Origin of the sequence: Rhizobium sp. WSM4643 (genome assembly GCF_025152745.1) — a bacterium.
Lineage (GTDB): Bacteria > Pseudomonadota > Alphaproteobacteria > Rhizobiales > Rhizobiaceae > Rhizobium > Rhizobium leguminosarum_I.
This window is the reverse complement of sequence record NZ_CP104040.1, coordinates 4828962-4855628: the sequence shown is the minus strand read 5'-3', so window position 1 is coordinate 4855628 and position 26667 is coordinate 4828962. Positions and strand designations below refer to the sequence as shown.

Below are 26667 nucleotides of genomic sequence, written 5' to 3'. Positions count from 1 at the left end.
AATGCCGCCTTTCAATTCCACCGGGCGGCATCCGCTAATACGGCCGCCCGATCATCCCCGCTTTGGCGGGCTGACGGATCCTCATGAGCCGCTCGCCTGCCGGTTCACTCAAACACTGCCCCATAAGGGACCGGCGCAGAACTCCGTTGCAGGTGGCGCGCTCATGCGGCAACCTTCATCGGCTTTCCGTGCCAGGCTGGCGGTCGAACCTCGTTTTCGGCCGACCAGCCCGAACGCAATATAACTTTAACCTTCTCCGCTGGCCTCGCCTTAAACGTGTGGCCAATGAAGGCACAAAACATCCCCGCTCCGTAACAGCCACGTTACGGCTCAAATCCGTCGAGTGCTTGAAAAAACGGAAGCGCAAGGCTCCGTAACAAAAGGCACAAACTCATCGCCCTGCCGACGTGGCAGTTAAAACCGAGCCTCTGCAGGTGATGTCCGCGCCCTTTGTTGGAAGCCATTTAGGCAGGATCAAACGGCAATATCAACGATGAATTTTACGCAAAATTAACAGGCGGGCATTGACTCCGCCTGCCCTTTTCGGGCGTCACACCAGCGTCAAAAAAGAATCGCAGTTGAATCAAAGAGATTCCCCCGTTCGGGCTATTTTGACACGCATTGAAAGAAAAAAAATAAAATCCTCTTGACTCCCCTGTGGTCCCGGAAGCTTGGGGCAGAGTCGCGCGGCGTGAAAGCATCCTTGCGCAAGCCGTTGTTTTTAAACACTATTTCCTGTCATGGCGCTGACACGAAACAGTCGTGAGATTAACCATGCAGGGCTGATCGGCGGAATCGAAAAAGCCCGGTAAAATTACCGGGCTAATCATAAAGAAGAAGTTGTTAATGGAAGATTACGCGGTCGTGGTGACCGAAAGAGCCTTCACACGAGCGGCCAGGCGCGAGACCTTGCGCGATGCCGTGTTGGCATGCAGCACACCCTTGCTGGCGGCGCGGGCAAGCTCGGGCTGAGCAGCCAGGAAAGCTTCCTTCGCCTTGGCGGCATCACCGGATGCGATGGCCTCTTCGACCTGGCGAACGAAAGTACGAACGCGCGAGCGACGAGCCTTATTGACGTCGGTACGGCGGGCGATCTTGCGGGTCGCTTTTTTCGCCGAAGTTGTATTGGCCATGGATGCCTCTCTCAAGAATTCGAACAAACTCCGCCATTACCGCGGGCCCTGCGGCCACAAAATCCAGCAATGCGGGAGCAATCGCGGAAAACCAAACCGGCTTTCCGAACCGTGGGCGGGCATATAACTCTAAAGCCGGCCCACGTCAACGCGGATTTTCAAGCTTTACCGCTGGCAACCGCCGAAAAGCATTCAACGGTGCGTAAAAGCCGGTTTGCGCTTCTCGACGAAGGCCGCCATACCTTCTTTCTGGTCATCCGTGGCAAAGAGACTGTGAAACAGGCGGCGCTCGAAACGCAAGCCCTCCTGCAGCGTCGTCTCGAATGCGCGGTTGACCGCCTCCTTGGCCATCATGACCGAGGGACGCGAAAGCGAAGCGATCTTTTCGGCCGCGGCAAAAGCCTCGTCGAGCAGACGCTCGGGGGCCACCACACGCGAAACGAGTCCCGATCGTTCGGCTTCCGCCGCATCCATCATCCGGCCGGTCAGGATAAGATCCATCGCCTTCGCCTTGCCGACGGCGCGCGTCAGCCGCTGCGAACCGCCCATGCCGGGAATGACGCCCAGGGTGATTTCCGGCTGGCCGAATTTCGCCGTCTCCGAGGCGATGATGAAATCGCACATCATGGCGAGCTCACAGCCGCCGCCGAGCGCAAAACCGCTGACCGCAGCGATCACCGGCTTGCGCGCCTTGGCGACCTCATCCCAGCCGCTGATGAAATCACTCTTATAGATATCGGCGAACTCAAGCGGCTGCATCTCCTTGATATCGGCGCCGGCGGCAAAGGCGCGCTCGGAGCCGGTCAGCACGATCGCCCCGACCATCTCGTCGGCGTGGAAGGCGGCATAGGCCTCTTTCAGCTCTTTCAGGACGGTGGAATTCAACGCGTTCAGCGCCTGGGGTCGGTTCAGCGTGACGAGGCCGACATTGCCTCGGGTTTCGACGATCAGGGTCTCATAGGCCATGCTGTTCTCCCGGTTTCTCACTCTTCTTCTGGCAGGCTTACTTCTGGCAGGTGGCGCAATAGAAGGTGGAGCGACCCGCCTGGACGATGCGGGCGACCGTAGCGCCGCAGCCGGGCGTGCGGCAAGCCTGACTTTCGCGATCATAGACGGAGAAGGAATGCTGGAAATAGCCGAGCGATCCGTCGGTCTGGATGTGATCACGCAGCGACGATCCGCCGGCGGCGATCGCATCGGCGATGACGTCGCGGACCGAGGCGACGAGCAGGTCGAGCTGCGCCTTCGGCCGTCCCCCTGCCGTCACCAGCGTGCCGGCGGCGCGGATCGGCGAAAGATGCGCGCGCCACAGCGCCTCGCAGACATATATATTGCCGAGACCGGCAATGTTCTTCTGGTCAAGCAACGCGCTCTTCAGCGGCTGCGCTTTGTCCCGGAAGCGTTCGGCCAGATAGGCGGCGCTGAGCTCGTTTCCTGTCGGCTCCGGGCCGAGATCGCGGAAGAAGGGATGGGCTGCGAGATCGGCACGTCCCACCATATCCATGAAGCCGAAACGCCGCGGATCGTTGTAGATGACACGACGCGGGCCGCTTGCGGCTTGCAGATGGAAGACGACGTGATCGTGCTTCTCGTCCTTCGAGCGGGCATGGTGGAATTCGCCCGGCACGCCGGAGGCGGCTCCCTCCTCAATGCGGCCCTCCTCAATGCGAAAAGAACCGGACATGCCGAGATGCGAAATCAGCGTGTTGCCGTCGTCGAGATCGACCAGCAGATATTTGGCGCGGCGGCCAAGGCCAACGATGGTGCGGCCGGAAACTCTATCTGCGAAAGCGTCGGGAAAGGGGAAGCGCAGATCGCCGCGGCGCAGCTCCAGCCTGGTGATGCGGGTGGCCTCCATCGCCGGCGTCAGGCCGCGTTTCACCGTTTCGACTTCTGGCAATTCCGGCATCTTAACCCATCTATCTCTAACGTGTTTCAACCGGCGACGATGTGCGCTATAGCGCCAGTGTGCCGTGGAGAACGCGGCCCATAGATAACGTCGCGCGCGGTCTTTCGCTATGGCCGCGGCGCCCGAATCTTCAGGAACGGAGCAGTCTGATGTCAGAAAGCCGCACTTCCGCCGATGGCGGCATGGAGACCTCCTACGGCTTCCGCGAGGTGCCTGATGGCCAGAAGCAGGGCCTGGTCAACCAGGTATTCCACAAGGTCGCCAAGCGCTACGACATCATGAACGACGTCATGTCGATGGGCATGCACCGCGCCTGGAAGGACGCGATGATTTCGGCGCTGAACCCGCGCAAGGAGCCTGGCTACAAGGTGCTCGACGTTGCCGGCGGCACCGGCGATATAGCCTTCCGCATCGTCGAGGCTTCGGGCAGGCAGGCGCATGCCACCGTGCTCGACATCAACGGCTCGATGCTCGGCGTCGGTGCCGAGCGGGCGGAAAAGAAGAAGCTCTCCGGCAATCTCACCTTCGTCGAGGCGAATGCCGAGGAACTGCCCTTTGAGGCAGGAAGTTTCGACGCCTATACGATCGCCTTCGGCATCCGCAACGTGCCGAGGATCGATGCGGCGCTGTCGGAGGCCTATCGCGTCTTGAAGCGCGGCGGGCGGCTGCTGGTGCTGGAGTTTTCCGAAGTCGATATGCCGGTTCTCGACAAGATCTACGACGCCTGGTCATTCAACGCCATTCCGCAATTCGGCAAGGCGATCACCGGCGATGCCGAACCCTACCAATATCTGGTGGAATCGATCCGCAAGTTCCCGAATCAGGAGAATTTCGCGGCAATGATCCGCCAGGCCGGCTTTTCGCGCGTCACCTTCACCAATTATACCGGCGGCATCGCCGCACTCCATTCCGGCTGGAAGCTCTGACGCATGACGCCGAAAAGTATAGAGCGGTTTTCGAATAGCGTCGCGCGAGAATCAAACAGAACATGAGTACTTTCGGCGCATATTTCCGCCTTTGGCGCGTCGGCTGGGTGCTCGTGCGTGAGGGTGTCGTGTCAGCCCTTCCTTCCGAAGGATTGCCGCCGCCGGTGGCGCTCGCCAAATCTTTCGTCACGATTTTCGAGCGAAGCAAGGCGCGGCATCAGAAGCGCAGCGACCGGTTGGCGAAGGCAGTCGAGCGGCTCGGCCCTTCCTATGTAAAGATCGGGCAGTTCCTGGCGACGCGGCCGGATGTCGTCGGCGTCGAATTCGCCAACGATCTGTCGCAGCTTCAGGACCGGATGGCCTTCTTTCCCTCGGCAGCCGCCAAGGCCAATATCGAAGGCTCGCTCGGGCGGCCGATCGGCGAACTCTATGCAAGCTTCGGCGATCCGATCGCCGCCGCCTCGATCGCGCAGGTACATCCCGCCGAGGTCGACAGCGCCGACGGCCGGAAGAAGGTCGCCGTCAAGATCGTGCGGCCCGGCGTGCGCCAGCGTTTTGCCCATGACATCGAGGCAATGTATCTCGTTGCTCATATGCAGGAGCGTTTCCTGGCGTCCAGCCGGCGGCTGCGTCCGGTCGAGGTGACGAAGACGCTGGAGCAGACGACGAAGGTGGAGATGGATCTTCGCCTCGAGGCGGCAGCCCTTTCCGAGATCGCCGAGAATACCGAAAAGGATCCCGGCTTCCGTGTGCCGAAGGTCGACTGGGAGCGCACCGGGCGCGACGTCATCACCATGGAGTGGATCGACGGCACGAGGATGTCCGATGTCGAGGGCCTGCGCGCGGCGGGCCACGACCTCAACCTGCTTGCCGATACGCTGATCCAGTCGTTCCTGCGTCATACGCTGCGCGACGGCTTCTTTCATGCCGACATGCATCCGGGCAATCTCTTCGTCGATGCGGGCGGCATGATCGTCGCCGTCGACATGGGTATCGTCGGGCGGCTGGGCAAGAAGGAACGGCGGTTCCTCGCCGAAATCCTCTATGGCTTCATCACCCGCGACTATATCCGCGTCGCCGAGGTGCATTTCGAGGCCGGCTATGTGCCCGGCCACCACAATGTCGAAAGCTTCGGCCAAGCGATCCGGGCGATCGGCGAGCCGATCCATGGACAGCCGGCCGAGACGATCTCGATGGGCAAGCTGCTGACGCTGCTGTTCGAAGTGACCGAACTCTTCGACATGGCAACACGGCCGGAGCTGGTGATGCTGCAGAAGACCATGGTCGTGGTCGAGGGCGTGTCGCGCATGCTCAATCCGCGCTTCAACATGTGGAAGGCCTCCGAACCTGTCGTCGGCGACTGGATCCGCACCAATCTCGGTCCGAAACGGATCGCCACCGATCTCAAGGACGGGCTGAAAGCGGCGGTCAAGCTCGCCGAAGCCGTGCCGGAAATCGCGGCGAAGACCGAAAAATTCCACCATCAGCTGCTGCATATGAGCGAGCACGGCTTACGTTTCGACAATGAGACGGCGGAGGCGATCGGCAAGTCCGAAGCGCGGCACAACCGCTCGGGCAGGATTGCGCTGTGGATCATCGCATTGACGCTTGTCTATATTGCCTGGATGCTGAGCTGACCGCCTGCCAACATGCGGTGTTCGGCATTTGGGATATCCCATGTGACGGAAGGCTCGCTTAGTCTCTCGTTCCGAGCATGATGCCGACAGTGTCAACGGTTTTCAGGCGACATCATGCTCTGACTCTTTAATTGAGAACAGGATTCAGATTTTAGACCGATCGGCCTAAAATCATCCTGTTCTAGGGAGACACAGCACATGAAGCACGAACGCCCTGGCATCGAACTTTCCGGACGACCGCTCGGTTTTGCCGAGATGGTGACGATTGGTGCGGGCAAGGCTGTGATTTCGGCTTCGGCGACAGGCATGGCTCGCATCGCAATCGCCCGCGAGGTCGTCGAGGATGCGATTGCCTCCGGCATGCCCGTTTACGGCTCGACGACAGGCGTCGGCGCCATGAAGGATGTGGAATGGTCGGCCGACGAACTCGACACCTTCAATCTCGGCCTGGTGCGGGCCCATCATTTCGGCACCGGCACACCCTTTTCCTGCAATATCGTGCGCAATGCCATGGCGATCCGTATCAACACGGCGTTGACCGGCCAAGTCGGCTGCACGCCGGAGCTGATCCAGGCCTATATCAGGATGCTCGAGGCCGATCTCATTCCGGTCGTGCGCCGTACCGGCTCGATCGGCTGTGCGGATATCGGCCTGATGGGACAGATCGGCGCGGTATTGACCGGCGTCGGCGAAGCGATCTATCGCGGCAACCGGATGCAGGCGGCCGAGGCTTTCCAGGCGGCCGGGCTGGAACCGATGCAGATGGCGCCGCGCGATAGCCTCGCCTCGCTCAGCATCAATGCGGTGAGCTTTGCCTCGGCGGCGGAAACGACGCGCAATGCTGCTGCCTCGATCCGCGTCCTGCTGGCAACGGCGATGATGGCGGCCGGCGCGCTCGGTGCTTCCCGCGATCCCTGGAAGGCGGTCCGGCATGTCGGAACGGCGCGCGAAGCGTTGATCGGCGCCTGGCTTTGCAATGCCGCCGACGAATGGAACTGGCCCGTTGCAACGCATGTGCAGGATCCGCTCAGCCTGCGCATGATCGCGCAGGTGTTCGGCGCGGTGATCGAAAACCTCTTATCGACCGGCCACAAGATCCTTGCCGCCACCGGGCGCTCGGACGACAATCCCGTCGTGGTCGAAGGCCGGGTGATGACGTCGGGCGGTTCGCTGCCGCTCGATGTGACAATCCTGCTCGAATCGGCAGCACTCTGTATGGCGCATGCAGCGCGCAACGCCTTCAACCGGTGCGTCATTCTCGGCAACGGCCAGCGGCGCGACCTGCCGGTCAATCTCGTGCCGCCGGGGCGGATTGCCACCGGTTTCGGGCCGATCATCAAACTTGCCGGCGAGATCTTCTCGCGCGTGCTGTCGATGTCCAATCCCGTGTCGGCCCAGTCACTGGTTGTTGCGGCCGGGCTGGAGGACGAAGCTGCCTTCCTGCCGCTCGTCATCGAGCGCTTCGACCGGCAGATGCGGGCGCTGAAGCGTCTCGCAGCCCTCGAGGCGCTGCTGTCTGCCCAGGCAATCGACATTCTCGGCGATGAGCCGAAGGGTGTCGCCGCCATGCTCTATGAGGTCGTGCGCAAACATGCGGATTTCTATACGGTCGACCGGCCGCTTTCGGCTGAGGTCGAGGCGATCGAGGAGGAGCTCGGCTCGGACGACTTCGTCTCGAAGCTGACCGAACAGGTTCCGATCGCGTCCTTCGACGATTTCTTCGCCCTCGGATCGCAGGAGCGTGTCGAGGAGCGGCTGACCAGCTAAATGAAAGAGTTAGAGCATGATGCCGTCCGAAAACCGCTCACACTTCTCGACATCATGCTCCAGCCGGCAGTCTGATCCAGTTTAGGGAGGAAGCGGCATGGATTTCGATCTCGTTCTGCAGGGCACGGTGGTGCTGCCGGAGCGCATTCTCGACGAGGGTTATGTCGCCGTGCGCGACGGCAAAATCGCCGAGGTCGGCCTCGGCGTGCCGCCTGCGGGCCGCGAACGGCATCTGCTCGGAAAAGCGCTGATCCTGCCCGGCGCGATCGACGCGCAGGTGCATTCGCTTTCCCAGAAGGACCAAGAGGATTTCCTCTGGTCGACGCGCTCGGCGGCGGCTGGCGGGGTGACTGTCATTGTCGATATGCCCTATGACGAAGGCAATCTCGTCTGCTCGGCGGCGGCGGTGAAGCGGAAGATCGACCATGCCAGTCCGCAAGCGCGCGTCGATTTCGCGCTTTACGGCACCGTCGATCCGGAAGAAGGCCCCGCACGGATCCGCGAAATGGTGGAGGCAGGCGTTGCCGCCTTCAAATTCTCGACCTTCGGCACCGACCCCAAGCGCTTTCCGCGCATTCCGCCGGCCCTGCTTGACGCCTGCTTTGCGGCAATCGCGCCGACAGGGCTGACGGCGGGCGTGCACAATGAAGACGACGAGGCGGTGCGCACTTATATGGAGCAGGTGAAGGTGAGCGGCATCACCGACTGGCGGGCGCACGGCCTGTCGCGGCCGCCGATCACCGAGCTGCTGGCGATGCACACGATCTTCGAGACCGGCGCCAATACCGGCTGCCCGGCGCATGTGGTGCACTGCTCGCTCGGGCGCGGCTACGATATTGCGCGCGCCTATCGCCGCGACGGCTTTGCGGCGACGGTGGAATGCTGCATTCACTACTTGACGCTCGACGAGGAAAACGACGTGAAGCGGCTCGGCGGCAAGGCGAAGATCAATCCGCCGGTGCGGCCGCGTGCCGAGGTGGAGACGCTCTGGCGGAAGGTGGCCGAGGGCGATGTCTGGCTGGTCTCGACCGATCACGTCAGCTGGTCGGAAAACCGCAAGACCAACCCCGACATGCTCGCCAACGCCTCCGGCATTCCCGGCCTCGAGGTGATGATGCCGCTTTTCATCAAAGGCGCCGTCGAACGCGGCATTCCGCTGACATGGGCAGCCAGGCTAATGGCGGAAAACCCGGCGAAGCATTTCCGGCTCGACCATATCAAAGGTGCGCTGACCCCGGGCAAGGATGCCGATATCGTCGTGCTCGAGCCGCGCGAAAGCGTCTATGATGCATCGGCAAGCAGCAACAACGTCGTCGGCTGGAGCCCGTATAACGGCATCCGCCTGCCCTGGACCGTCTCGGCCACCTACCTCAGGGGCGAAAAGATCGCCGAGGGTGCCAAGGTGCTGGCCAAGCCCGGCACCGGCAGGTTCGTGCGGCCGCTGCCGCGCCAGGTCATTGCGGGAGCCTTCGCATGAGCCGCAATCTTCCCGTCAATGCCAGCCGGATCGCTGACGATATCGAGGCGCTGGCCGGGATTACCGAGCCGGGGCATCCCTGGACGCGGCGAGCCTTCTCGCCGCTCTTCCTCGACGGGCGGGCCTATATCGAAGCGCGGATGAAGGCGGCGGGACTGGAAACACGGATCGATGCCGCCGGCAATCTGATCGGACGGCGGACAGGCCGGAAACCGTGGCTCGGCACGATCATGGCCGGTTCGCATTCCGACACGGTGCCGGATGGCGGCCGCTTTGACGGCATTGCCGGGGTGATCTCGGCGCTGGAGGTGGCGCGGGCGCTGCGCGATCAGAATATCGAACTCGATCACGATCTCGAAATCGTCGACTTCCTTGCCGAGGAGGTCAGCATCTTCGGCGTGTCCTGCATCGGCAGCCGCGGCATGACCGGCCAACTGCCGGAGGCCTGGCTTTCGCGCGTCAGCGACGGGCGCGACCTGGCCAAGGGCATCGCCGAGGTCGGCGGCCGACCTGACGTGCTGATGCAGCAGAACAGACCCGATATAGCAGGCTTTCTGGAGCTTCATATCGAACAGGGCCCGGTGCTCGAAGCTGAAAAGGAGGATATCGGCATCGTCACCGCGATATCGGGCATCACCCGCATCGAGATCACCGTCGAAGGGCGGGCCGACCATGCCGGCACGACGCCGATGGACCGCCGGGCGGACGCGCTGGTGGCGGCGTCACAGCTGGTGCTCGATATCCGCAATGCCGCCGCCGAATTTGCCAAAACGCCGGGGCATTTCGCAGCGACGGTTGGCGAATTCACGATCGAGCCGAACGCCGCCAATGTCGTGCCTTCGAAGGTGGTGCTGCTGATCGATGGCCGTGCCGAAATCCGCGCCGACATGCAGGCATTCTGCCGCTGGCTCGACGGCCATGTCGAAAAGCTGGCGGGGGCCTATGGCGTGACGATCAAAACGCCGAACCGGGTTTCCGACAATCAGCCGACGCCTGGCGATGCCGGGCTGCTGTCGATCTTGGAGGCTGCCTGCGAACGGGTCGGCGCGAAACATCGGCGCATGGCCTCCGGCGCGGGGCACGATACGGCCTGGATCGCCAAGGTGGCGCCGGCGGCGATGATCTTCGTGCCCTGCCGGGACGGCCGCAGCCATTCGGCCGACGAGTGGGCAGACAACGACGATATCGCACTCGGCGCCGCCGTGCTTTTCGAGGCGGTGCGCGAGATGGACAAGGGCTTGATTAACAGGGGCTTGAATCAGGAGAAGGCGAATGGGACGCATACTCGTTGAGAAGGACGTGGAAGCTGCCGTCAAGGGCGGCTCCGTCTATGCCGCCGGCGGCGGCGGCTGGGCCGATCACGGGCGGATGCTTGGGCTTGCCGCCGTCAATGTCGGCAAGCCGGAGCTTGTCTCGATCGACGAATTGCAGGACGAGGACTGGATTGCGACCGCAGCCGCGATCGGCGCACCGGCCTCGACGACGCCCTGGGAAATGCAGGGCATCGACTATGTGAAGGCGGTGCAATTGCTGCAGGAGGCGCTCGGCGAAAAGCTTTCCGGGCTGATCATCGGCCAGAACGGCAAATCCTCGACGCTGAACGGCTGGTTGCCGTCGGCAATCCTCGGCACCAAGGTGGTCGACGCGGTCGGCGACATCCGCGCGCACCCGACAGGCGACATGGGGTCGATCGGCATGGCCGGTTCGCCCGAGCCGATGATCCAGACCGCTGTCGGCGGCAATCGCACCGAGAACCGTTACATCGAGCTGGTGGTGAAAGGGGCGACGGCAAAGATTTCGCCGGTGCTGCGCACTGCTGCCGACCAATCCGGCGGCTTCATCGCCAGCTGCCGCAATCCGCTGAAGGCCTCCTATGTCCGCACCCATGCGGCGCTCGGCGGCATCTCAATGGCGCTTGCGCTCGGCGAAGCAATTATCGCGGCGGAGAAGCGCGGCGGATCAGCCATCATCGACGCGATCTGCAAGACGACGGGCGGGCATATCCTTGCCGAAGGGATCATTACCCGCAGGGAGGTCGTCTACACCAAGGAAGCCTTCGACATCGGCACGATCACCGTCGGCGCAGGCGAAATGTCGGTGACGCTGCATGTGATGAACGAATATATGGCGGTGGACGATGCGGATGGCAAAAGGCTTGCGACTTTCCCCGCGGTCATCACCACGCTTTCACCGGAGGGCGAACCGCTCAGCGTCGGCCAGCTCAAGGAGGGCATGCATGTCTTCATCCTGCATGTGCCGATGGATATCATTCCGCTGTCGGCAAGCGTGCTCGATCCGACCGTCTACCCCGTCGTCGAAAAGGCGATGGGGATCGAGATCGCACGTTATGCACTGGCAACGAGGGCCTGAGCCATGGCGCGCGATCCCGGTCTCGAAGAACTGATGCGTGAGGAACTCGGCGGTCGGCCGGGCCTTGCCGAGAAATCCATGTTCGGCGGCTTGGCCTTCATGCTCAACGGCAATCTTCTCTGCTGCGCGCGCCATGACGGCATGCTGATCCGTCTCGGCAAGGGCAATGACGGCTGGGCGCTGGCACTGCCAGGCGTGATCCGGATGCTGTCGGGCGAAAGGGTGATGCATGGCTGGGTGCGAGGCAATGCCGAGGTTTACGGCGACGATGCCCTGAGACGGCGTCTGCTCGATGCGGCACTCGCCTATGTGGAATCGATGCCGGAGAAATAAAGACTGAGCTTTTCCCCTTCTCCCCAGCGGGGAGAAGATGTCCGAAGGACAGGTGGGGGCGAGCGGCAAAGCCGCGAGTGCCTGAGCGCAAGCGAAGGCAGGCAAGTGCATGCCGTGCAGCCCCCTTCCGACCCTTCGGGCCACCAACCGGGGTCGAGCCACAGGTCTCGACCCGTCCTTCGGACCCCCGAGGGGAGAAGGGAAAAGCAACCAAACGAGGAACCCACGATGCCGAAGGCCAATCCACGTCATCCGAAATTTCCGATCCCCGGCGGGCCGGAGCTGCGCGCCAAGGGCTGGCGGCAGGAAGCGCTGCTGCGGCTGCTCGAAAACGTGCTCTCCGTCGGTGAGGATCCCGACAATCTGATCGTCTATGCCGCGCTCGGCAAGGCGGCCCGCAACTGGGCGGCGCACAAGGGCATCGTCAAGGCGCTGACCGAGATGGAAGAGGACCAGACGCTGCTGATCCAGTCCGGCAAGCCGATCGGGCTCGTTCGGACGCATGCCAAGGCGCCGCTGGTCATCATGGCGAACTGCAATATCGTCGGGCAATGGGCAAAGGCCGAAGTGTTCTACGAGTTGCAGCGCAAGGGACTGATCTGCTGGGGCGGGCTGACAGCCGGCGCCTGGCAATATATCGGCAGCCAAGGCGTCATCCAGGGCACCTACGAGATCTTCATGCGCATCGCCGAGCGGCGCTTCGGCGGCGATCTCCTCGGGCGGTTCGTGCTGACGGCCGGCCTCGGCGGCATGGGCGGGGCGCAGCCGCTTGCCGGCCGTATGGCAGGCGCTGCGATCCTCTGCGTCGACATAGACCCGGAACGCGCCCGCAAGCGCCAGCAGATCGGTTATCTCCAGGAAATCGCACCCGATCTCGATACCGCCCTTCAGATGATCGATGCGGCGGTGAAGGACAGGCGGGCGCTTTCCGTCGGCCTCGTCGGCAATGCGGCGGAGGTCTATCCGGAAATCGCCCGGCGCGGCATCGTGCCTGATATCGTCACCGACCAGACCTCGGCGCATGACCTCGTCTATGGCTACGTGCCGAAGGGCATGAGCCTCGAGCAGGTCAAGGGCCTGCGTGACGACGGCCAGGGGCAATTGATGGCGGCAAGTCGCGCCTCGATCGTCGAGCATGTGACGGCGATGCTGGAATTCCAGAAGCGCGGCTCGGAAGTCTTCGACAACGGCAATCTGATCCGCACGCAGGCCAAAGCGGGCGGCGTTGCGAATGCCTTCGACATTCCAATTTTCACCGAAGCCTATCTGAGGCCGCTGTTCGCCCGGGCGATCGGCCCATTCCGCTGGATGGCGCTATCGGGCGAGGAGAGCGATATCGCCCGGATCGACGATTTGCTGCTCGAGATGTTCCCTGATAACAAGATTATCACCAACTGGATCCGGCTGGCGCGCGAGCACGTGCCCTTCGAGGGGCTACCGGCGCGCATCGCCTGGCTCGGCCACGGCGAACGCACGGCACTCGCACGCCGCGTCAACACGCTTGTGGCAGACGGCACGCTCAAAGGGCCGGTTGCCTTCTCCCGTGACCATCTCGACGCCGGCGCCATGGCGCATCCGAATATCATGACCGAGCGAATGAAGGACGGCTCCGATGCGATCGCCGACTGGCCGCTGATCGATGCGATGATGCTCTGCTCGTCGATGGCCGATCTGGTCGTCGTCCATTCCGGCGGCGGCGGCTATGCCGGCTACATGACGAGCTGCGGCGTCACCGTCGTCGCCGACGGCACGGATGCCGCCGACGAACGGCTCGACCATGCGCTGACCAACGACACGGCGCTTGGCGTCATGCGTTACGCCGATGCGGGTTACGAGGAGGCGCTTGATGAGGTGGCGAAGAAGGACGTGCCCTATATCCGGCTTGGTTGATGTGCGGGAGGCGGACGTCAAGCAATCAGATTGGAGACTTCGAGGAGGTTGCCGTCGGGGTCCCTGAAATAGACCGAGCGCAAACGCCCAGTCGCACCGGTGCGTTCGACCGGGCCCTCTTCGATCGCAACGCCCGCGGCCTGTAGATCAGCGATGACATCAGCAAGTGGCGTCTCGGCGATGAAGCAGAGGTCACCGGAGCCGGCTGTGGGACGTTTCGCCTTGGGATCGAATTCGCGGCCGGACTGGTGCAGGTTGATCTTCTGACGGCCGAATTTCAGTGCCTTGCGGCCTTCCGCGAAGGTTTCGACCGACATGCCGAGGATGCGGGAATAGAAATCGCAGGTGCTCGCGATATCGGCGACGGTCAGCACGAGATGATCGAGATGGTCTATGCGAATCATGCTTTTCTCCTCGCAAGGCGCTGGGCGACACAGGCGGAGATAAAGGCCAGCGCCAGCATGGCAAGGGTGAAGACGACGACGGCGGCCCAGCCTTCAACCGCGAAGAACCACCCGCCCGCCGAACCAATGAGGCTGGAACCGACATAGTAGGCGAGCATATAGAGCGACGAGGCGTGGCCCTTGGTGCCATGCGCAAGCTTGCCGACAAGACCGCTGGCGGTCGAATGGCTCATGAAGAAGCCGGTCGTAAGCACAATGATGCCGAGGATGATGACCGGGAGAGAGGCCGCAAGCGTCAGCGCGCTGCCGGCTGCGGTGAGCGCCAGACCGAAGAGAAGCACGGAAAAATGCCCGATCCGGTCTCCGAGCAGACCGCCGATCGAAGAGGCGCCGATGCCGAAGAGATAGACAGTGAAGATCAGCCCGAGTTCGGTCTGGTTGAGGTCGTAAGGCGGCGCCACCAGGCGAAAACCGGCATAGTTGTAGATCGTGACGAAGGAGCCCATCGCCAGGAAGGCGATGGCGAAGATGAAAGGCAGCGCTGGATTCCTGAGATGGCCAAGCCAGGCTTTTGCATGAAAGCTTGGATCGAAGCCCGACCGGCGGACGAAATTGCGTGACGGCGGCAGGAGGGCGATGAAGCCGATCGCCGCGGCAAGGCCAATGGCGCCGATGAGAAAAAGCGCCGGACGCCAGGTGAGATATTCGGCGAAGATACCGGTCAGCACGCGGCCGGACATGCCGCCGAAGGCCGTGCCGCCGACATAAAGGCCCATGGTGCCGCCAAGGCCGCGCGGATCGATTTCCTCGGCGAGATAGGCCACGGCGACGGCCGGCACGCCGCCGAGGACGAGGCCCTGCAGCGCGCGGATGACAAGCAGCAAGTGCCAGTTCGGGGCAAAGGCGGTGGCAATGGTCAGCAATGCCGCCCCGACCAGCGATATCGACATCAGGCTGCGGCGGCCAAGGCCTTCCGAGACGGCGGCGGCGCAGACGATGGCAACCGCCAGGAAACCGGTGGAGAGCGACAGCGACAGCGAGCTTTCGGCCGGGCTGACGGCGAATTGCTGCGAGAAAATCGGCAGCAGCGGCTGGACGCAATAGAGCAGCGAAAAGGTGGAGAAGCCGGAGAGGAAGAGTGCCAGGCTGGCGCGGCGATAGGCGCCCGTTCCGTGGGTCAGGTAGTGTTTTTGCCCTGGGATCGCAGCTGTCTCGGCGGTCTTTATTGCATGCGCTGAAGTCGGCATCTCTTCATCCCTCCGACCTTCGATCTAGTCAACGCCACTCCATTTGTCCAATATATGAAACTGGCGATTTCGATAGGTTTTGGAGATGACGATCGAGCTGCGGCACTTGCGATATTTCCTGGTGGCGGAAGAAGGCAACTTCACCCGTGCCGCCGGCAAACTCGGCATCGGGCAGCCGCCGCTCAGCCAGCAGATCCGCGACCTGGAACGGAAGACGATGTCGTGCTCGCTTGCCGCGGGGCGGGGTTCGAGCTGACCGTGGCGCAGGAGGCGCCGCAGATTTCCTTCTGGTGCCGCCGATCCCGGCGTCTCGATCGTGCCGGCCTCCATTTCGCAGATGAAGCTCGAAGGTGCGGCCTACCGGCCGATCGAGGGGCCGCCGGCCGTGGCGGCCTGGCGCTGGCAATGCTGAAAACACATCGCTCGCCGGTCACCGAGAACCTGATCAGCTTGCTGAGCTAGCTAAAGCGCGTGGCGATCTTTCAGATTCGCTCTTCGCGCTTTAGGTCTTTGTTTTGCGCATGTCGTTCCCGCAAAACCGCTGCACACTTTTGCGCGACATGCTCTAACCCACTGGATCCCAATAGGGCGGATCACCAAAACTCTTCTTCAGATGATCGGCGATGGCGCGGAGCTTGGCGGAGGGATTTCGGCCTTCGGGATGGGCCATGTAGATGAATTCGGCCTCAGGCTTGTGGCCGACATCGATTTCGGCAAGCCGGCCCTCACGGATGGCCGGGCCAGCGATGAAGGCAGGCAGCAGCGCGATGCCGAGCCCTGCAATCGCGGCGTCGCGGAGCATGTCGCCATTGTTGATGCCGAGCGCCAGTTTCGCGCGGACGACGATCGCACCGTCGGGCGTCTGGAAGCGCCAGTCGGCAGCGCCGCGATTGGTGTAGAAGATGCCGCGATGGCTGTTGAGATCATCAAGCGACGACGGAATTCCCTGGCGGGCGAGATAATCGGGCGAGGCGCAGAGAAGGCGGCGACTGCGCGTGAGTTTCCAGGCGACCAGCCGGCTATCGGCGATCGGGCCGTTGCGGATAATGGCATCATAACCGTCCGAGGCGGCATCGACGCGCCGGTCATCGATATCGAGGGTCAGTTCGATCTCGGGATGTTCGGCAAGAAAGGGATAAAGCGCCGGGCCGAGATGCATGCGGCCGAAGGTGACGGGGGCGGCAATGCGGATAGGACCGGTCAGCGTTCCGCGCCGCTCGGCCATATCGGCTGCGGCCTCCTCGATCTCGCGCACGATGCGCGCGGCGCGCTCCAGGAAGACCGTGCCATCCTCCGTCAAGGTGAGCTTGCGGGTCGTTCGGTGCAGCAGCATGCCGCCCAGCGACTTCTCCAGTTCGGTCAGCCTTTCGCTGACGACGGATTTGGACAGCCGCAGGCGCGGGCCGCCTCGCTGACCGAGCCCGCCTCAACCACGGCGACGAAAGCCGCAATACCTTCGATCCTGATCATCGTTCGGCTTTTCCGAATTCGAGTTCCCCGATCTGGAGACTAATCCGAACGAAAGGAAAATGCCATCTTAACCTTCATCGAAAGGGACGGCAGGGGCCGCCTCACCTTAAACGCAGGAGATGGAACCATGAACCGCTTGAACAACAAGGTCGCGATCGTCACCGGCGCAAGCTCCGGCATCGGCCGCGCCACGGCAAAGCTCTTCGCCGCCGAAGGCGCCAAGATCGTCGTCGGCGCCCGCCGCGAGCGCGAACTCGACAGCCTTGTCGCGGAGATCAAGGCAGAGGGCGGCGACGCCATCGCCATTGCCGGGGACGTGCGCTCGGAAGACTATCACAAGGCGCTGGTCGCTGCCGCCGTGACGAATTACGGCAAGCTCGACATCGCCTTCAACAATGCCGGCACGCTCGGCGAAGCCGGTCCGAGCACCGCCGTTTCGGAAGCAGGCTTCAGCGAGGCACTGGCGATCAATCTGACGGCCTCCTTCCTCGCTGCCAAGCACCAGATCGGCGCAATGGTGGAGAATGGCGGCGGCTCGGTGATCTTCACCTCGACCTTCGTCGGCTACAGCTTCGCTTTTCCGGGCGTTGCCGCCTATGCCGCCAGCAAATCCGGCCTGATCGGCCTGACGCAGGCGCTTGCCGCCGAATTCGGCCAGCAGGGCGTGCGCGTCAATGCCATCCTGCCGGGTGCTGTTGATACCGACATGTATCGGGACATGAACGACACGCCTGAGAAGCAGGCCTTCGTCACCAACCTGCATGCGCTGAAGCGTGTCGCGACACCCGAAGAACTTGCCCGCTCGGTTCTCTATCTCGCCTCCGACGATGCGAGCTTCGTCACCGGCACGGCCTCGCTGGTCGACGGCGGCGCTTCGATCACCCGCACCTGAGACGGCGCGGCGCGATTATCCGCTGCGGGTTGATGATCCTTCAACGCGCCGGCTTATCGCGCCGCCTTTTTCAGGGCATTCTCGCAACAACGGGCCGCGGCCCAAAATTCGATCAAAGGAACGTCATCATGTCACGCCTGCAAAACAAGACAGCCCTCATCACCGGCGGCACCAGCGGCATCGGTCTCGAGACCGCCCGCCAATTCATCGCCGAGGGCGCCCGCGTCGTCGTTACCGGCAGCAGCGCGGCAAGCGTCGAGGCGGCCCGCGCCGAACTTGGCGGCGAAGCCACCGTCATCCAAGCCGATGCCGGCAATGCGGTCGGCCAGAAGGCCGTCGCCGATAGCGTGAGAGAGGCTTTCGGCACGCTCGACATCCTCTTCGTCAACGCCGGGGTCGCCGAATTCGGGCCGCTGGAACAGTGGAGTGAAGCCGCCTTCGACAAGTCGGTTGATATCAACGTCAAAGGACCTTTCTTCCTGATTCAGGCGCTGCTGCCGATTTTTTCGAAGCAGGCCGCGATCGTGCTCAACACCTCGATCAACGCCCATATCGGAATGCCGAACTCCAGCGTCTATTCGCTGACGAAGGGGGCGCTGCTGACGCTTGCCAAGACATTGTCGGGCGAACTCATCGGCCGCGGCATCCGCGTCAACGCCGTCAGCCCCGGTCCGATCGCCACACCGCTTTACAGCAAGCTCGGCGCCTCGGAAGCCCAATCCAAGGCGATGGCCGAGCAGATCCAGGCCCAGATCCCCGTCGGCCGTTTCGGAAATCCCGGCGAAGTCGCCAAGACGATCGTCTTCCTCGCCTCCGATGAGGCGGCCTATATCGTCGGCAGCGAACTCATCATCGACGGCGGGATGAGCAACCTCTGAACCCACGAAGATGACAGCTAACGTCATGAACGGGGCGGTCCCGCCGGCTGCGGCCGATGGGTGCCGTCCCCGCGATTGCATGTTCAACGCCAAAGGCTTAGGGTCGAGGGTGGTCAGAAAAGGCAACGGGAAGAAGGCCATGGCTCTCAGCGGCAAACGCATCCTCCTCATCATCTCAGGCGGCATCGCGGCCTATAAGAGCCTGGATCTGATCCGCCGGCTGCGCGAGCGCGGCGCGAGTGTGCGCCCTGTGATGACCAAAGGCGCGCAGGAATTCGTCACGCCGCTTGCCATTGGTGCACTGGCGGCTGACCATGTCTTCCTCGATCTGTTTTCGCGCCAGGACGAACAGGATGTCGGTCATATAAGACTGGCGCGCGACTGCGACCTCGTGCTGATCGCTCCTGCCACCGCCGATCTGATGGCGAAGATGGCGAACGGGCTTGCCGACGATCTCGCTTCGACCGTGCTTCTGGCGACGAACAGACCGGTGCTTGCCGCACCGGCGATGAACCCCGCCATGTGGGCGCACCCGGCGACGCGGCGGAATGCCGCGATGCTCCGAGCCGACGGCATCCGCTTCGTCGGGCCGATGGCCGGTGAGATGGCGGAAAGCCGGGAGGCCGGGCTTGGCCGGATGGCGGAACCGCTGGAGATCGTCGCTGCGGCCGAAACCCTGCTCGACGATGGAGAAAAGCCGCTCAAGGGACGCAAGGCGATCGTCACGTCAGGACCGACGCATGAGCCGATCGATCCGGTGCGTTATATCGCCAACCGCTCCTCTGGCCGGCAGGGGCACGCGATCGCCGCGGCCCTGGCAAAGCTCGGGGCTGATGTGACGCTCGTCTCGGGGCCGGTGGCGATCGCCGACCCCGTCGGCGTTGGCACCGTGCATGTCGAACGGGCGGAGGAAATGCGCGATGCCGTGCTTGCGGCACTGCCGGCCGACATCGCGGTGATGGTGGCAGCGGTGGCGGACTGGCGCGTCGCCTCGGCCGCCGACCAGAAGCTGAAGAAACATCCGGGCGAATCCATTCCGACGCTGGCGCTGACCGAGAATCCGGACATCCTGAAAACCGTCGGCCATCATACGATGCGGCCTAGGCTGGTGATCGGCTTTGCCGCCGAGACGCAGGACGTCGAAAGCAATGCGAAGGCGAAACTCGAAAGGAAAGGCGCCGACCTGATCGTCGCCAATGACGTTTCCCCCACGACAGGCATCATGGGCGGCAGCCGCAACAGCGTCAAACTCATTCGCCGCGACGGGGTCGAGCAATGGCCTGACCTGACGAAGGAAGAGGTTGCCGAGCGACTCGCGGCGCTGATCGCCAAGCAGATCGGCTAACGCCGAGCGGCTCAGCTGATCGCAAGCGGCTCAGGCAGGAATGGCGACCCGCTGCGGCTTGGAGGCGCTCCGCTTCTCCGGCCGGAAGTCGGCGACATCGATGCCGCCTTTACCGACGGTGACGGCGCTGCCATCCGGAATTTCCGCCCAGGCATCGCCATCGTCGTTCAGCGGCTCGGACACAAGGCAATAGCCCGCGCCGACGGGAGAAGCATAGAGCGTCGGGGCCCTGCGATCTGTGGCATAACGGATCGCATAGAGCGTGTTGCCATCGGAGAAGGCAGCGGTAAAACGCAGCAAGATCGAGCCGATGGTGTTTTCCGCCAGGTCCTCGATGAAGCCGATCATTTCCGCCATCGCGGCGACCGGCGCTTCGCGCAGGCCGAACTGCAGCGCCAACAGGAACATCAGCTCGGAATCGGTCGTGCCGCCGCGGGCATTGAACAATTCATCGTCGAGCATCGCCTCCATCGGCCGGCGCAGGCGCTCGAAGCCGGAGATCTGGCCGTTGTGCATGAAGGACCAGGTGCCATTGGTGAAGGGATGGCAGTTGTCGCGGCGCGTGCCGCCGCCTGTGGCAGCGCGGACATGGGCGAGGAAGAGCGGCGAACGGATCTGCCGTGCCAGGCTCTTCAGATTGCAATCCGACCAGGCCGGCAGGATATCGCGGTAGCGGCCGGGCTCGGGCCTGTCACCATACCAGGCAATGCCGAAACCATCGCCATTCGTCGCCGTCTTGGCGCGGGTGGCGCAATGCGACTGCTCGATCAGGGAATGGGCGGGCGAGGATACCAGATCTTCGAGATAGAGAGGGTCTCCGCGATAGGCTGCCCAGCGACACATGGCTCTTTGCTCCGGAACCCGCCGCATCGGCGGGAAATGCTGAAACTCAACTGAATTGTCGAATGTCGTCGCTAATAACAGCTTAACGCCCGGCCGGTTTGCAAGTGAAACATGACGATTTCTTGACGCCTGACCTCTTCAAATTCGGCGAAATGCTGTGTTCTTTTGTGAACACTGCGTTGTCTGCCCCGCAGACTTCGCGCCCGGCAGCCGGGCGGCTATAGTCGCCGCCAAGTTGAACCCCTAGGAGGACGCCATGTCGATCCGCCCCGTCAAGCATGAAAGTACTGCCACACCGACCATGGAAGGCGCCGGCGTCAAGCTGCACCGCGTCTTCGGCTTCGGCGATCCCGCGATGACCGATCCCTTCCTGATGATGGATGATTTCCGCAACGACAATCCGGCGGAATATATCCGCGGTTTTCCCTGGCATCCGCATCGCGGCATCGAGACGATCACCTATGTGCTCGCTGGCACCGTCGAGCACGGCGACAGCTTGGGCAATAGCGGCCTGCTCGGCGCCGGCGACATCCAGTGGATGACAGCCGGCAGCGGCATCATGCACCAGGAAATGCCGAAGGGCGATTTTGCCGGCCGAATGCACGGCTTCCAGCTCTGGGCGAACTTGCCCTCCTCGCTGAAGATGACGGCGCCGCGCTACCAGGACGTCAAATCCACCGATATTCCTGTCGTCGTCGATGATGACGGCACGGCGGTGCGGGTGATCTGCGGCGATTTCTGGGGCAAGGCCGGTCCGGTCGATGGTGTCGCCGCCGAGCCGATCTATCTCGACGTGTCGGTGCCGCCCGGCCGGAAGAAGCGCCTGCCGGTCGATACCTACCGCAATGCCTTCGCATATATCTTCGCCGGCTCCGGCACCTTCCGCGATGCATCGAAACCCTTCGGCGTGCGCGTCGAGAAGGAAGTCGACGGCGAGGAATTGAATATCCGCGACATGTCCGGCAACCGCACGCTCGTGGTCTTCGACAGCGGCGACGAAGTGACGGTGCAGGCAGGCGACCAGGGCATCCGTTTCCTGCTTGTCTCCGGCAAGCCGATCGAGGAGCCGGTTGCCTGGCACGGCCCGATCGTGATGAATTCGCGCGAGGAAATCATGCAGGCGATGCGCGAACTGCAGAACGGCACCTTCATCAAAGCTGCGCATTGAACGCATTTCTCTCTTGCATCTGCGAAGAATCAGCCTAACTTTAAGTCATCAGCAACAGAACGAAAGGAAGGTGATCCAATGTCTAATGAGATTTCGGACCTCGTAACGGGCATGGAAGAGGTGACGAAGGCGAGGCAGCCCTCGCTCTAATCCCCGCCTTCCTAGGGCTGCATAGACAGTCCAGGCCAGTTAGAGGCCAAACTCATGGAAAGGGTCGCTGAGGCGGCCCTTTTTTACTGTCTTGATGTCTTTATTGTCTTGATGCCAGGCGTTGACGAAAGATCGAAATCTCACTACTCGTAAGGTCATCTGATGACTTTATGAGTAGTGAGATGCGAGCGCTCAGCAAAACCAATCTCGCCGATGAGGCGATCGAGGCGATCCGCGGCGACATTCTCGGCAAACGCTGGGCGGTCGGCGAAAAATTGCCGAATGAAGCCTCGCTCTCGGCCATGCTTTCCGTCAGCCGCGGCACGGTGCGCGAGGCGGTGCGCGTTCTCGCCTCTCAGGGTTATCTCGAAACAAGGCAGGGTTCGGGAACCTATGTCCGCGCGACCAGCGACGCCGGCCGGCCGCTGACGATGGCGCGGCGCGCCAGCCTGCGCGACCAGTTCGAGGCGCGCTTGGCACTCGACGTCGAGGCTGCCCGGCTGACGGCGATGCGCAAGACGCCGGAGACGGTCGCCGGGCTTCGCAGGCTGCTTGCCGAACGCGGCAATTACGACGGCGGCAACCAGGCCGCCTTCATCGAACGCGACCTCGCCTTTCACAAGGCTATCATCGCCGCTTCGGGCAACCGGGCGATGATCGAGATCTACGATTTCTTCTCGACCTCGATCGCCGATACCATCGCGGCGACGCTCGGCAAGGACATTCCCGAGCCGGATATGCAGGCGCATGCCGATATCGTCGACGCCATCGAAACCGGCGACCCCGATAGTGCGGATGCGGCGGTGCGCCGCTTCATGGCGCCGGTTCTTGCCGCACTCGACCGGATGATCCTGTCATGAACACGCCTGCCAACCATGCCGCCAGCGCGCTTGAGCCTGCCGACGATCTGCTTGTTGATGCCGAGGCCGGCAGCCTTCCACCGCCGCAGGCAACCCCGGTACGGGGAGTTGCGGATCGGATTCTGCTCGGCGCAAGCCTGGTGCTGATCGCTTTCAACCTGCGCCCGGTCTTCTCCAGCGCCTCGGCGCTGCTGCCGGAAATCCGTGGGGAATTCGGCCTGAGCGCGCTGGGCGCCAGCCTGCTGACGACGCTTCCGGTCGTCTGCCTCGGCGCCTTCTCGCCGCTTGCCCCTCGTCTTGCCCAGCGCTTCGGGACGGAACGCACGCTGCTCGGCGTTCTCCTGCTTCTGGCACTCGGCACCGCATTGCGCGGGCTTTCCTCCATACCGCTGCTCTTCATCGGCACCGCCCTTGCGGGCGCCTGCATCGCCGTCGGCAATGTACTGCTGCCGGGGCTGGTGAAGCGGGATTTCGCCGAGCGCGCCGCGCTGATGACCGGCTTCTACACGATGGCGCTTTGCGCCGGGGCGGCCAGTGCGGCCGGGCTGACGCTGCCGATCGAGCACGCACTCGGCGGCTCTCTCGCGGGCGCGCTCGCCATTTGGGCGCTGCCGGCGCTCGCCGTCAGCCTGCTCTGGCTGCCTGAGGTTCTTCGCAGCTGCACCCAGGCAAGACAAAACGGCTTCCACCTCAAAGGCCTCTGGCGTGACCGGCTCGCCTGGCAGGTGACGCTGTTCATGGGGCTGCAATCGGCGCTTGCCTATTGCGTCTTCGGCTGGCTGGTTCCGATCTTGCGCGAACGCGGGCTCGACGGGGTCACCGCCGGGGCAATCGTTTCCCTGTCGGTGATGGTGCAAGCAGCATCCTGCCTGATCGTGCCGCATGTCGCCGTGCGCGGCCGCGACCAGCGGCTGATCAATGCGAGCCTCTGTGGCGTTGCCGTCATCGCCCTGCTCGGCCTGCTCTTTGCGCCGCTTTCGACGGTCTGGCTGTGGGCGGTGCTGCAGGGCATCGGCCAGGGTGGGCTGATCGCGGCGGCCATGACGACGATCGTGCTGCGCTCGCGCGATCCCGATATCGCAGCCCATCTTTCCGGCATGGCGCAATGCGTCGGTTACCTGCTCGCCGCCATCGGCCCGCTCATCGTCGGCCTCATCCGCGGCTGGACCGGAAGTTTTTCCTGGTGCGCGGCTCTCTTCGTTGCGCTCGGGCTTGGAGCGGCGATCAACGGCTGGAAGGCCGGGCGGGCGGTCGAGATCAATGTCCATGCGGTCGAAAAGGACGGCTGAGCCCTTCGCTCACCTGTCCATCACCATCTCTTGATGCTCGTTATCGGCCGCGGATGTTACGCTATCTCAGCCTCTCATTACCCACCGCCGGAGGAGACATCTTGCGCATACGAACCCTGTTTCTGCTCGCTGCGTTTATGGCGTCGCTGGCACCTGCCCTTTCCCATGCGCAGGAAAGCGATCCGCCGAGGGCGAATGTCCAGAGCGGCACGCGCGACGGCGTATTGAAGCTGCTGCCGGCCGATTCCGTCACAGAGCACGCGCTGACGATCGGCGACCGGAAACTCGCCTATACCGCCACCGCCGGCACGCTGGATCTCTTCGGCCAGGACGGCGCCCAGACCGGCGCGATCTTCTACACCGCCTATGTCGCGCGGGATGGCGGGCCGAACCGGCCTCTGACCTTTGCCTTCAACGGCGGGCCGGGTGCTGCTTCCGCCTTCCTGCATCTCGGGCTGGTCGGGCCGAAGGTGCTCGATTTCGGGCCGGACGGACGCGACGGCGCCAATGCGAAACTCGTCGATAACGAGCAAAGCTGGCTCGATTTCACCGATCTCGTGCTGATCGACCCGATCGGCACCGGCTGGAGCCGGACGGCGAAGGCCGACGACGCCTCCAATTATTATAACGTCAACTCAGATGCTGAAAGCATCGCCAAGGCGATCGCGCTCTATGTCGCGCACAACAACCGTTCCAACTCGCCAAAATATCTTCTCGGCGAGAGTTATGGCGGCTTCCGTGCGGCCAAGGTCGCCTCGGTGCTGCAGGAAAGCCAGGGAATCATTGTCGCCGGCGCGGTGATGCTTTCCCCCCTGCTCGAGGGCCAGTTGATGTTCAATGCCGATCAGTTCGCGCTCGGCGCAGCGCTGGAGCTGCCGTCGCTGGCCGCCGCCGAACTCGATCGGCACAAGGCCTTTGACGAAGAAAAGCAGAAGGAGGCCGAGACCTTCGCGCTCGGCGACTATCTGACGACGCTGGCCGGGCCGCCGCCGACGGGTGCCGACGCCGCCGTCTTCTATGGCAGGATCGCCGGGCTGACGGGCATTCCCGAGGATATCGTTACCCGCAACCGCGGCTTCCTCGGCAATTCCTACGTCAAACATTCGGACGCCGGCAGCGGCGAGGTGATGAGCGCCTACGACGCTTCCTTTGCAGCACCCGATCCCTATCCGGAATCGGATTACGATCGCGGCGACGACGCCATCCTCGACGGCTTCGCCCGCGCCTATGGCGGCGCCTTTGCCGATTACGCCCGCAACGAGCTCGGCTTCAAGACCGAGATGACCTATTCGCTGCTCGACGGCGATATCAGCCGACGCTGGGAATGGGGTGGAGGACGTGGCGGCGGATCGCGCTTCCAGGCCAGCGCCACCGACAACATCCGGCAGCTGCTCGCCTCGAACTCGGCATTCCGTCTGCTGATTGCGCATGGCTACAGCGATCTGGTAACGCCCTATGGCGTCAGCCGCTACGTGGTCGACCATCTGCCGCCCTCGCTCGCCGGCGGCCGCGTCGGGCTGAAGCTTTATCGCGGCGGCCATATGTTCTATACGAAAGCCGATCAGCGGGCCGCCTTCACGGCGGATGCGAAGGCCTTCTACGCCACACACCCGGCCGCTCAGCCGGCAGACTGAGGAATCGCCGATGCACATCACCGGAGGATGCCACTGCGAGGCGATCCGCTATCAAGCGGAGATCGACCCGGAGCGGGTCTCGATCTGCCATTGCACCGATTGCCAGCGGTTGACGGGCTCCGCCTATCGCATCACAGCACCAGCGCGGCCGGGAAGTTTCACGCTCACCTCAGGTGAGCCAAAAGCCTATGCAAAATATGGCGACAGCGGCGGTCTCAGCCGTCAATTCTTCTGCCCGAATTGCGGATCGCCGCTCTACCGCACAGACGGCGAAGGCGGCGCCATCGGCATCCGCGTCGGCGGCATCGACCAGCGGCGGGAATTGGTGCCGAAAAAGCAGATATGGTGCCGCTCGGCTTTGCCTGGGCTGGCGAATATCGAAAAGCTGCCACGCTTCGAGAGAGAGGATTAGGCTCAGGCCGGCTTACCATCGCGCCTTTATTCCGGCAGCGGCATACCAGGCCAGCGATCGGTCACGCCGGCCTGGACCGGACGCTCCAGATAGGTGGATAGGGCGATATAGCTGCGGGTGCCGGTGACGCCGGGGACGGCATGGATCTGGGCGAGAAAAGCCTCCAAGGCCTGCGGGCTGGCGGTGCGGACCTTGAAGAGAACGCTGGCGTCGCCGGCGACCGAATGCATCTCCTCGGCCTCGGGAAACTGCAGAAGCTGCATCAGCCGCTCGCTCTTGCCCCAGCCGGCCGCCTCCACATGCACGAAGGCAAGCAGCGGTTTGCCGAGGGCTGCGCCATCGAGTGCTGCGTGCACGCCCGTGATGGCGCCGGATTGTCTTAAGCGGCGCACACGCTCATGCACGGCCGGCGCCGACAGGCCGACCGCTTCGCCAAGCCTGGCATAACTCTGGCTGCTGTCGGCGGCGAGCGCGGCTAATATTCTTCGGTCGAAGGCATCGATGACCGGCGGCTGGGGCCGTCTCCGCCGAAGATCGTCTGTATTTTTCACCATTCCGCAAACTCCCCTTTCTGCCGAAGAATAATCGCCGATACTGGCATTCTTCAATAGAATATTCGGAGGAGGAGAAATC

General features: G+C 63.1%; 23 protein-coding genes and 3 pseudogenes. 18 read left to right on the top strand and 8 right to left on the bottom strand.

Features of this window, described 5'->3' with window-relative positions; all coding sequences use genetic code 11:
• Positions 1-854: 854 nt before the first annotated feature.
• The 3 genes from rpsT to mutM form a co-directional block, all read right to left on the bottom strand.
• The gene (rpsT, locus tag N1937_RS23885) at positions 855-1133 is read right to left on the bottom strand and encodes a 30S ribosomal protein S20 (protein WP_003556028.1); all 279 of its coding nucleotides are present in this window, start codon (positions 1131-1133) and stop codon (positions 855-857) included.
• Between the two features lie 192 nt (positions 1134-1325).
• On the bottom strand, positions 1326-2099 hold the full coding sequence (locus tag N1937_RS23880; protein ID WP_222280050.1) for an enoyl-CoA hydratase: 774 nt from the start codon (positions 2097-2099) through the stop codon (positions 1326-1328).
• Positions 2100-2136: 37 nt separating this feature from the next.
• Positions 2137-3042, bottom strand: coding sequence for a bifunctional DNA-formamidopyrimidine glycosylase/DNA-(apurinic or apyrimidinic site) lyase (mutM, locus tag N1937_RS23875; protein WP_170260397.1), 906 nt, complete (start codon positions 3040-3042; stop codon positions 2137-2139).
• 149 nt (positions 3043-3191) lie between these two features.
• On the opposite strand from mutM, the gene ubiE reads away from it, so the two are divergent.
• From ubiE to N1937_RS23835, 8 genes are all read left to right on the top strand, one after another.
• Complete coding sequence (gene ubiE, locus N1937_RS23870) at positions 3192-3968, top strand: bifunctional demethylmenaquinone methyltransferase/2-methoxy-6-polyprenyl-1,4-benzoquinol methylase UbiE (RefSeq protein ID WP_260057150.1); 777 nt, start codon at positions 3192-3194, stop codon at positions 3966-3968.
• Positions 3969-4030: 62 nt separating this feature from the next.
• Positions 4031-5605, top strand: a complete 1575-nt coding sequence (gene ubiB, locus N1937_RS23865) for a 2-polyprenylphenol 6-hydroxylase (RefSeq protein ID WP_222280052.1) — start codon at positions 4031-4033, stop codon at positions 5603-5605.
• A 198-nt stretch (positions 5606-5803) separates the two neighbouring features.
• Complete coding sequence (locus N1937_RS23860) at positions 5804-7372, top strand: aromatic amino acid lyase (RefSeq protein WP_017966707.1); 1569 nt, start codon at positions 5804-5806, stop codon at positions 7370-7372.
• 97 nt (positions 7373-7469) lie between these two features.
• The gene (locus tag N1937_RS23855; protein ID WP_260057149.1) at positions 7470-8849 is read left to right on the top strand and encodes a dihydroorotase; all 1380 of its coding nucleotides are present in this window, start codon (positions 7470-7472) and stop codon (positions 8847-8849) included.
• Positions 8846-10141: a Zn-dependent hydrolase gene (locus tag N1937_RS23850; RefSeq protein WP_260057148.1), complete on the top strand. Its 1296-nt coding sequence runs from the start codon at positions 8846-8848 to the stop codon at positions 10139-10141. Before N1937_RS23855 ends, N1937_RS23850 begins: the two co-directional genes overlap by 4 nt.
• Positions 10122-11219 (top strand): DUF917 domain-containing protein, encoded by a 1098-nt coding sequence (locus N1937_RS23845; protein ID WP_260057147.1) that lies wholly within the window; start codon positions 10122-10124, stop codon positions 11217-11219. Before N1937_RS23850 ends, N1937_RS23845 begins: the two co-directional genes overlap by 20 nt.
• 3 nt (positions 11220-11222) lie before the next feature.
• Positions 11223-11552, top strand: a complete 330-nt coding sequence (locus tag N1937_RS23840; RefSeq protein ID WP_162115427.1) for a TfoX/Sxy family protein — start codon at positions 11223-11225, stop codon at positions 11550-11552.
• 228 nt (positions 11553-11780) lie between these two features.
• Positions 11781-13442, top strand: a complete 1662-nt coding sequence (locus tag N1937_RS23835; protein ID WP_260057146.1) for a urocanate hydratase — start codon at positions 11781-11783, stop codon at positions 13440-13442.
• A 17-nt stretch (positions 13443-13459) separates the two neighbouring features.
• On the opposite strand, the gene N1937_RS23830 is transcribed toward N1937_RS23835, so the two are convergent.
• Both N1937_RS23830 and N1937_RS23825 read right to left on the bottom strand, forming a co-directional pair.
• Positions 13460-13846 (bottom strand): VOC family protein, encoded by a 387-nt coding sequence (locus N1937_RS23830; RefSeq protein WP_170260388.1) that lies wholly within the window; start codon positions 13844-13846, stop codon positions 13460-13462.
• Entirely contained in the window at positions 13843-15093 is a 1251-nt protein-coding gene (locus tag N1937_RS23825) for an MFS transporter (RefSeq protein WP_260057145.1), read from the bottom strand. Before N1937_RS23825 ends, N1937_RS23830 begins: the two co-directional genes overlap by 4 nt.
• A 91-nt stretch (positions 15094-15184) precedes the next feature.
• Between N1937_RS23825 and N1937_RS31595 the strand changes: the two are divergent.
• Both N1937_RS31595 and N1937_RS31445 read left to right on the top strand, forming a co-directional pair.
• A pseudogene (locus N1937_RS31595) lies at positions 15185-15307 on the top strand (LysR family transcriptional regulator); the annotation flags it as partial.
• Positions 15307-15555, top strand: a pseudogene (locus tag N1937_RS31445) (LysR family transcriptional regulator); the annotation flags it as partial. The pseudogenes N1937_RS31595 and N1937_RS31445, both read left to right, overlap by 1 nt.
• Before the next feature lie 103 nt (positions 15556-15658).
• Here N1937_RS31445 and N1937_RS23815 read toward each other — a convergent pair.
• Positions 15659-16563 (bottom strand): annotated as a pseudogene (locus tag N1937_RS23815) (LysR substrate-binding domain-containing protein).
• A 127-nt stretch (positions 16564-16690) separates the two neighbouring features.
• Here N1937_RS23815 and N1937_RS23810 point away from each other — a divergent pair.
• The 3 genes from N1937_RS23810 to coaBC all read left to right on the top strand — a co-directional run bounded on the left by N1937_RS23810 (position 16691) and on the right by coaBC (position 19678).
• A complete protein-coding gene (locus tag N1937_RS23810) occupies positions 16691-17455 on the top strand; it encodes an SDR family oxidoreductase (protein WP_260057144.1) in 765 nt (254 codons plus the stop codon).
• Between the two features lie 128 nt (positions 17456-17583).
• Positions 17584-18333 (top strand): SDR family oxidoreductase, encoded by a 750-nt coding sequence (locus N1937_RS23805; RefSeq protein ID WP_260057143.1) that lies wholly within the window; start codon positions 17584-17586, stop codon positions 18331-18333.
• A gap of 139 nt (positions 18334-18472) precedes the next feature.
• Positions 18473-19678 carry a bifunctional phosphopantothenoylcysteine decarboxylase/phosphopantothenate--cysteine ligase CoaBC gene (gene coaBC / locus N1937_RS23800; protein WP_260057142.1) on the top strand — a complete coding sequence of 402 codons (1206 nt, stop codon included), beginning with the start codon at positions 18473-18475 and terminating at the stop codon, positions 19676-19678.
• 30 nt (positions 19679-19708) lie between these two features.
• Here coaBC and N1937_RS23795 read toward each other — a convergent pair whose 3' ends face one another.
• Positions 19709-20521 (bottom strand): class II glutamine amidotransferase, encoded by an 813-nt coding sequence (locus N1937_RS23795; protein WP_020486177.1) that lies wholly within the window; start codon positions 20519-20521, stop codon positions 19709-19711.
• 256 nt (positions 20522-20777) lie between these two features.
• Here N1937_RS23795 and N1937_RS23790 point away from each other — a divergent pair, with 256 nt between their 5' ends.
• The 5 genes from N1937_RS23790 (at position 20778) to N1937_RS23770 (ending at position 26034) form a co-directional block, all read left to right on the top strand.
• Positions 20778-21689, top strand: coding sequence for a pirin family protein (locus tag N1937_RS23790; protein WP_003544775.1), 912 nt, complete (start codon positions 20778-20780; stop codon positions 21687-21689).
• Between the two features lie 332 nt (positions 21690-22021).
• The gene (locus tag N1937_RS23785) at positions 22022-22699 is read left to right on the top strand and encodes a FadR/GntR family transcriptional regulator (RefSeq protein WP_260057141.1); all 678 of its coding nucleotides are present in this window, start codon (positions 22022-22024) and stop codon (positions 22697-22699) included.
• Positions 22696-23988, top strand: coding sequence for a CynX/NimT family MFS transporter (locus tag N1937_RS23780; protein WP_260057140.1), 1293 nt, complete (start codon positions 22696-22698; stop codon positions 23986-23988). The genes N1937_RS23785 and N1937_RS23780 overlap by 4 nt, the downstream gene beginning before the upstream one ends.
• A 101-nt stretch (positions 23989-24089) precedes the next feature.
• Complete coding sequence (locus N1937_RS23775; RefSeq protein ID WP_260057139.1) at positions 24090-25622, top strand: S10 family peptidase; 1533 nt, start codon at positions 24090-24092, stop codon at positions 25620-25622.
• 10 nt (positions 25623-25632) lie between these two features.
• Positions 25633-26034: a GFA family protein gene (locus tag N1937_RS23770; RefSeq protein ID WP_260057138.1), complete on the top strand. Its 402-nt coding sequence runs from the start codon at positions 25633-25635 to the stop codon at positions 26032-26034.
• A 26-nt stretch (positions 26035-26060) separates the two neighbouring features.
• On the opposite strand, the gene N1937_RS23765 is transcribed toward N1937_RS23770, so the two are convergent.
• Positions 26061-26642: an Lrp/AsnC family transcriptional regulator gene (locus N1937_RS23765; RefSeq protein WP_260057137.1), complete on the bottom strand. Its 582-nt coding sequence runs from the start codon at positions 26640-26642 to the stop codon at positions 26061-26063.
• Positions 26643-26667 lie beyond the last annotated feature (25 nt).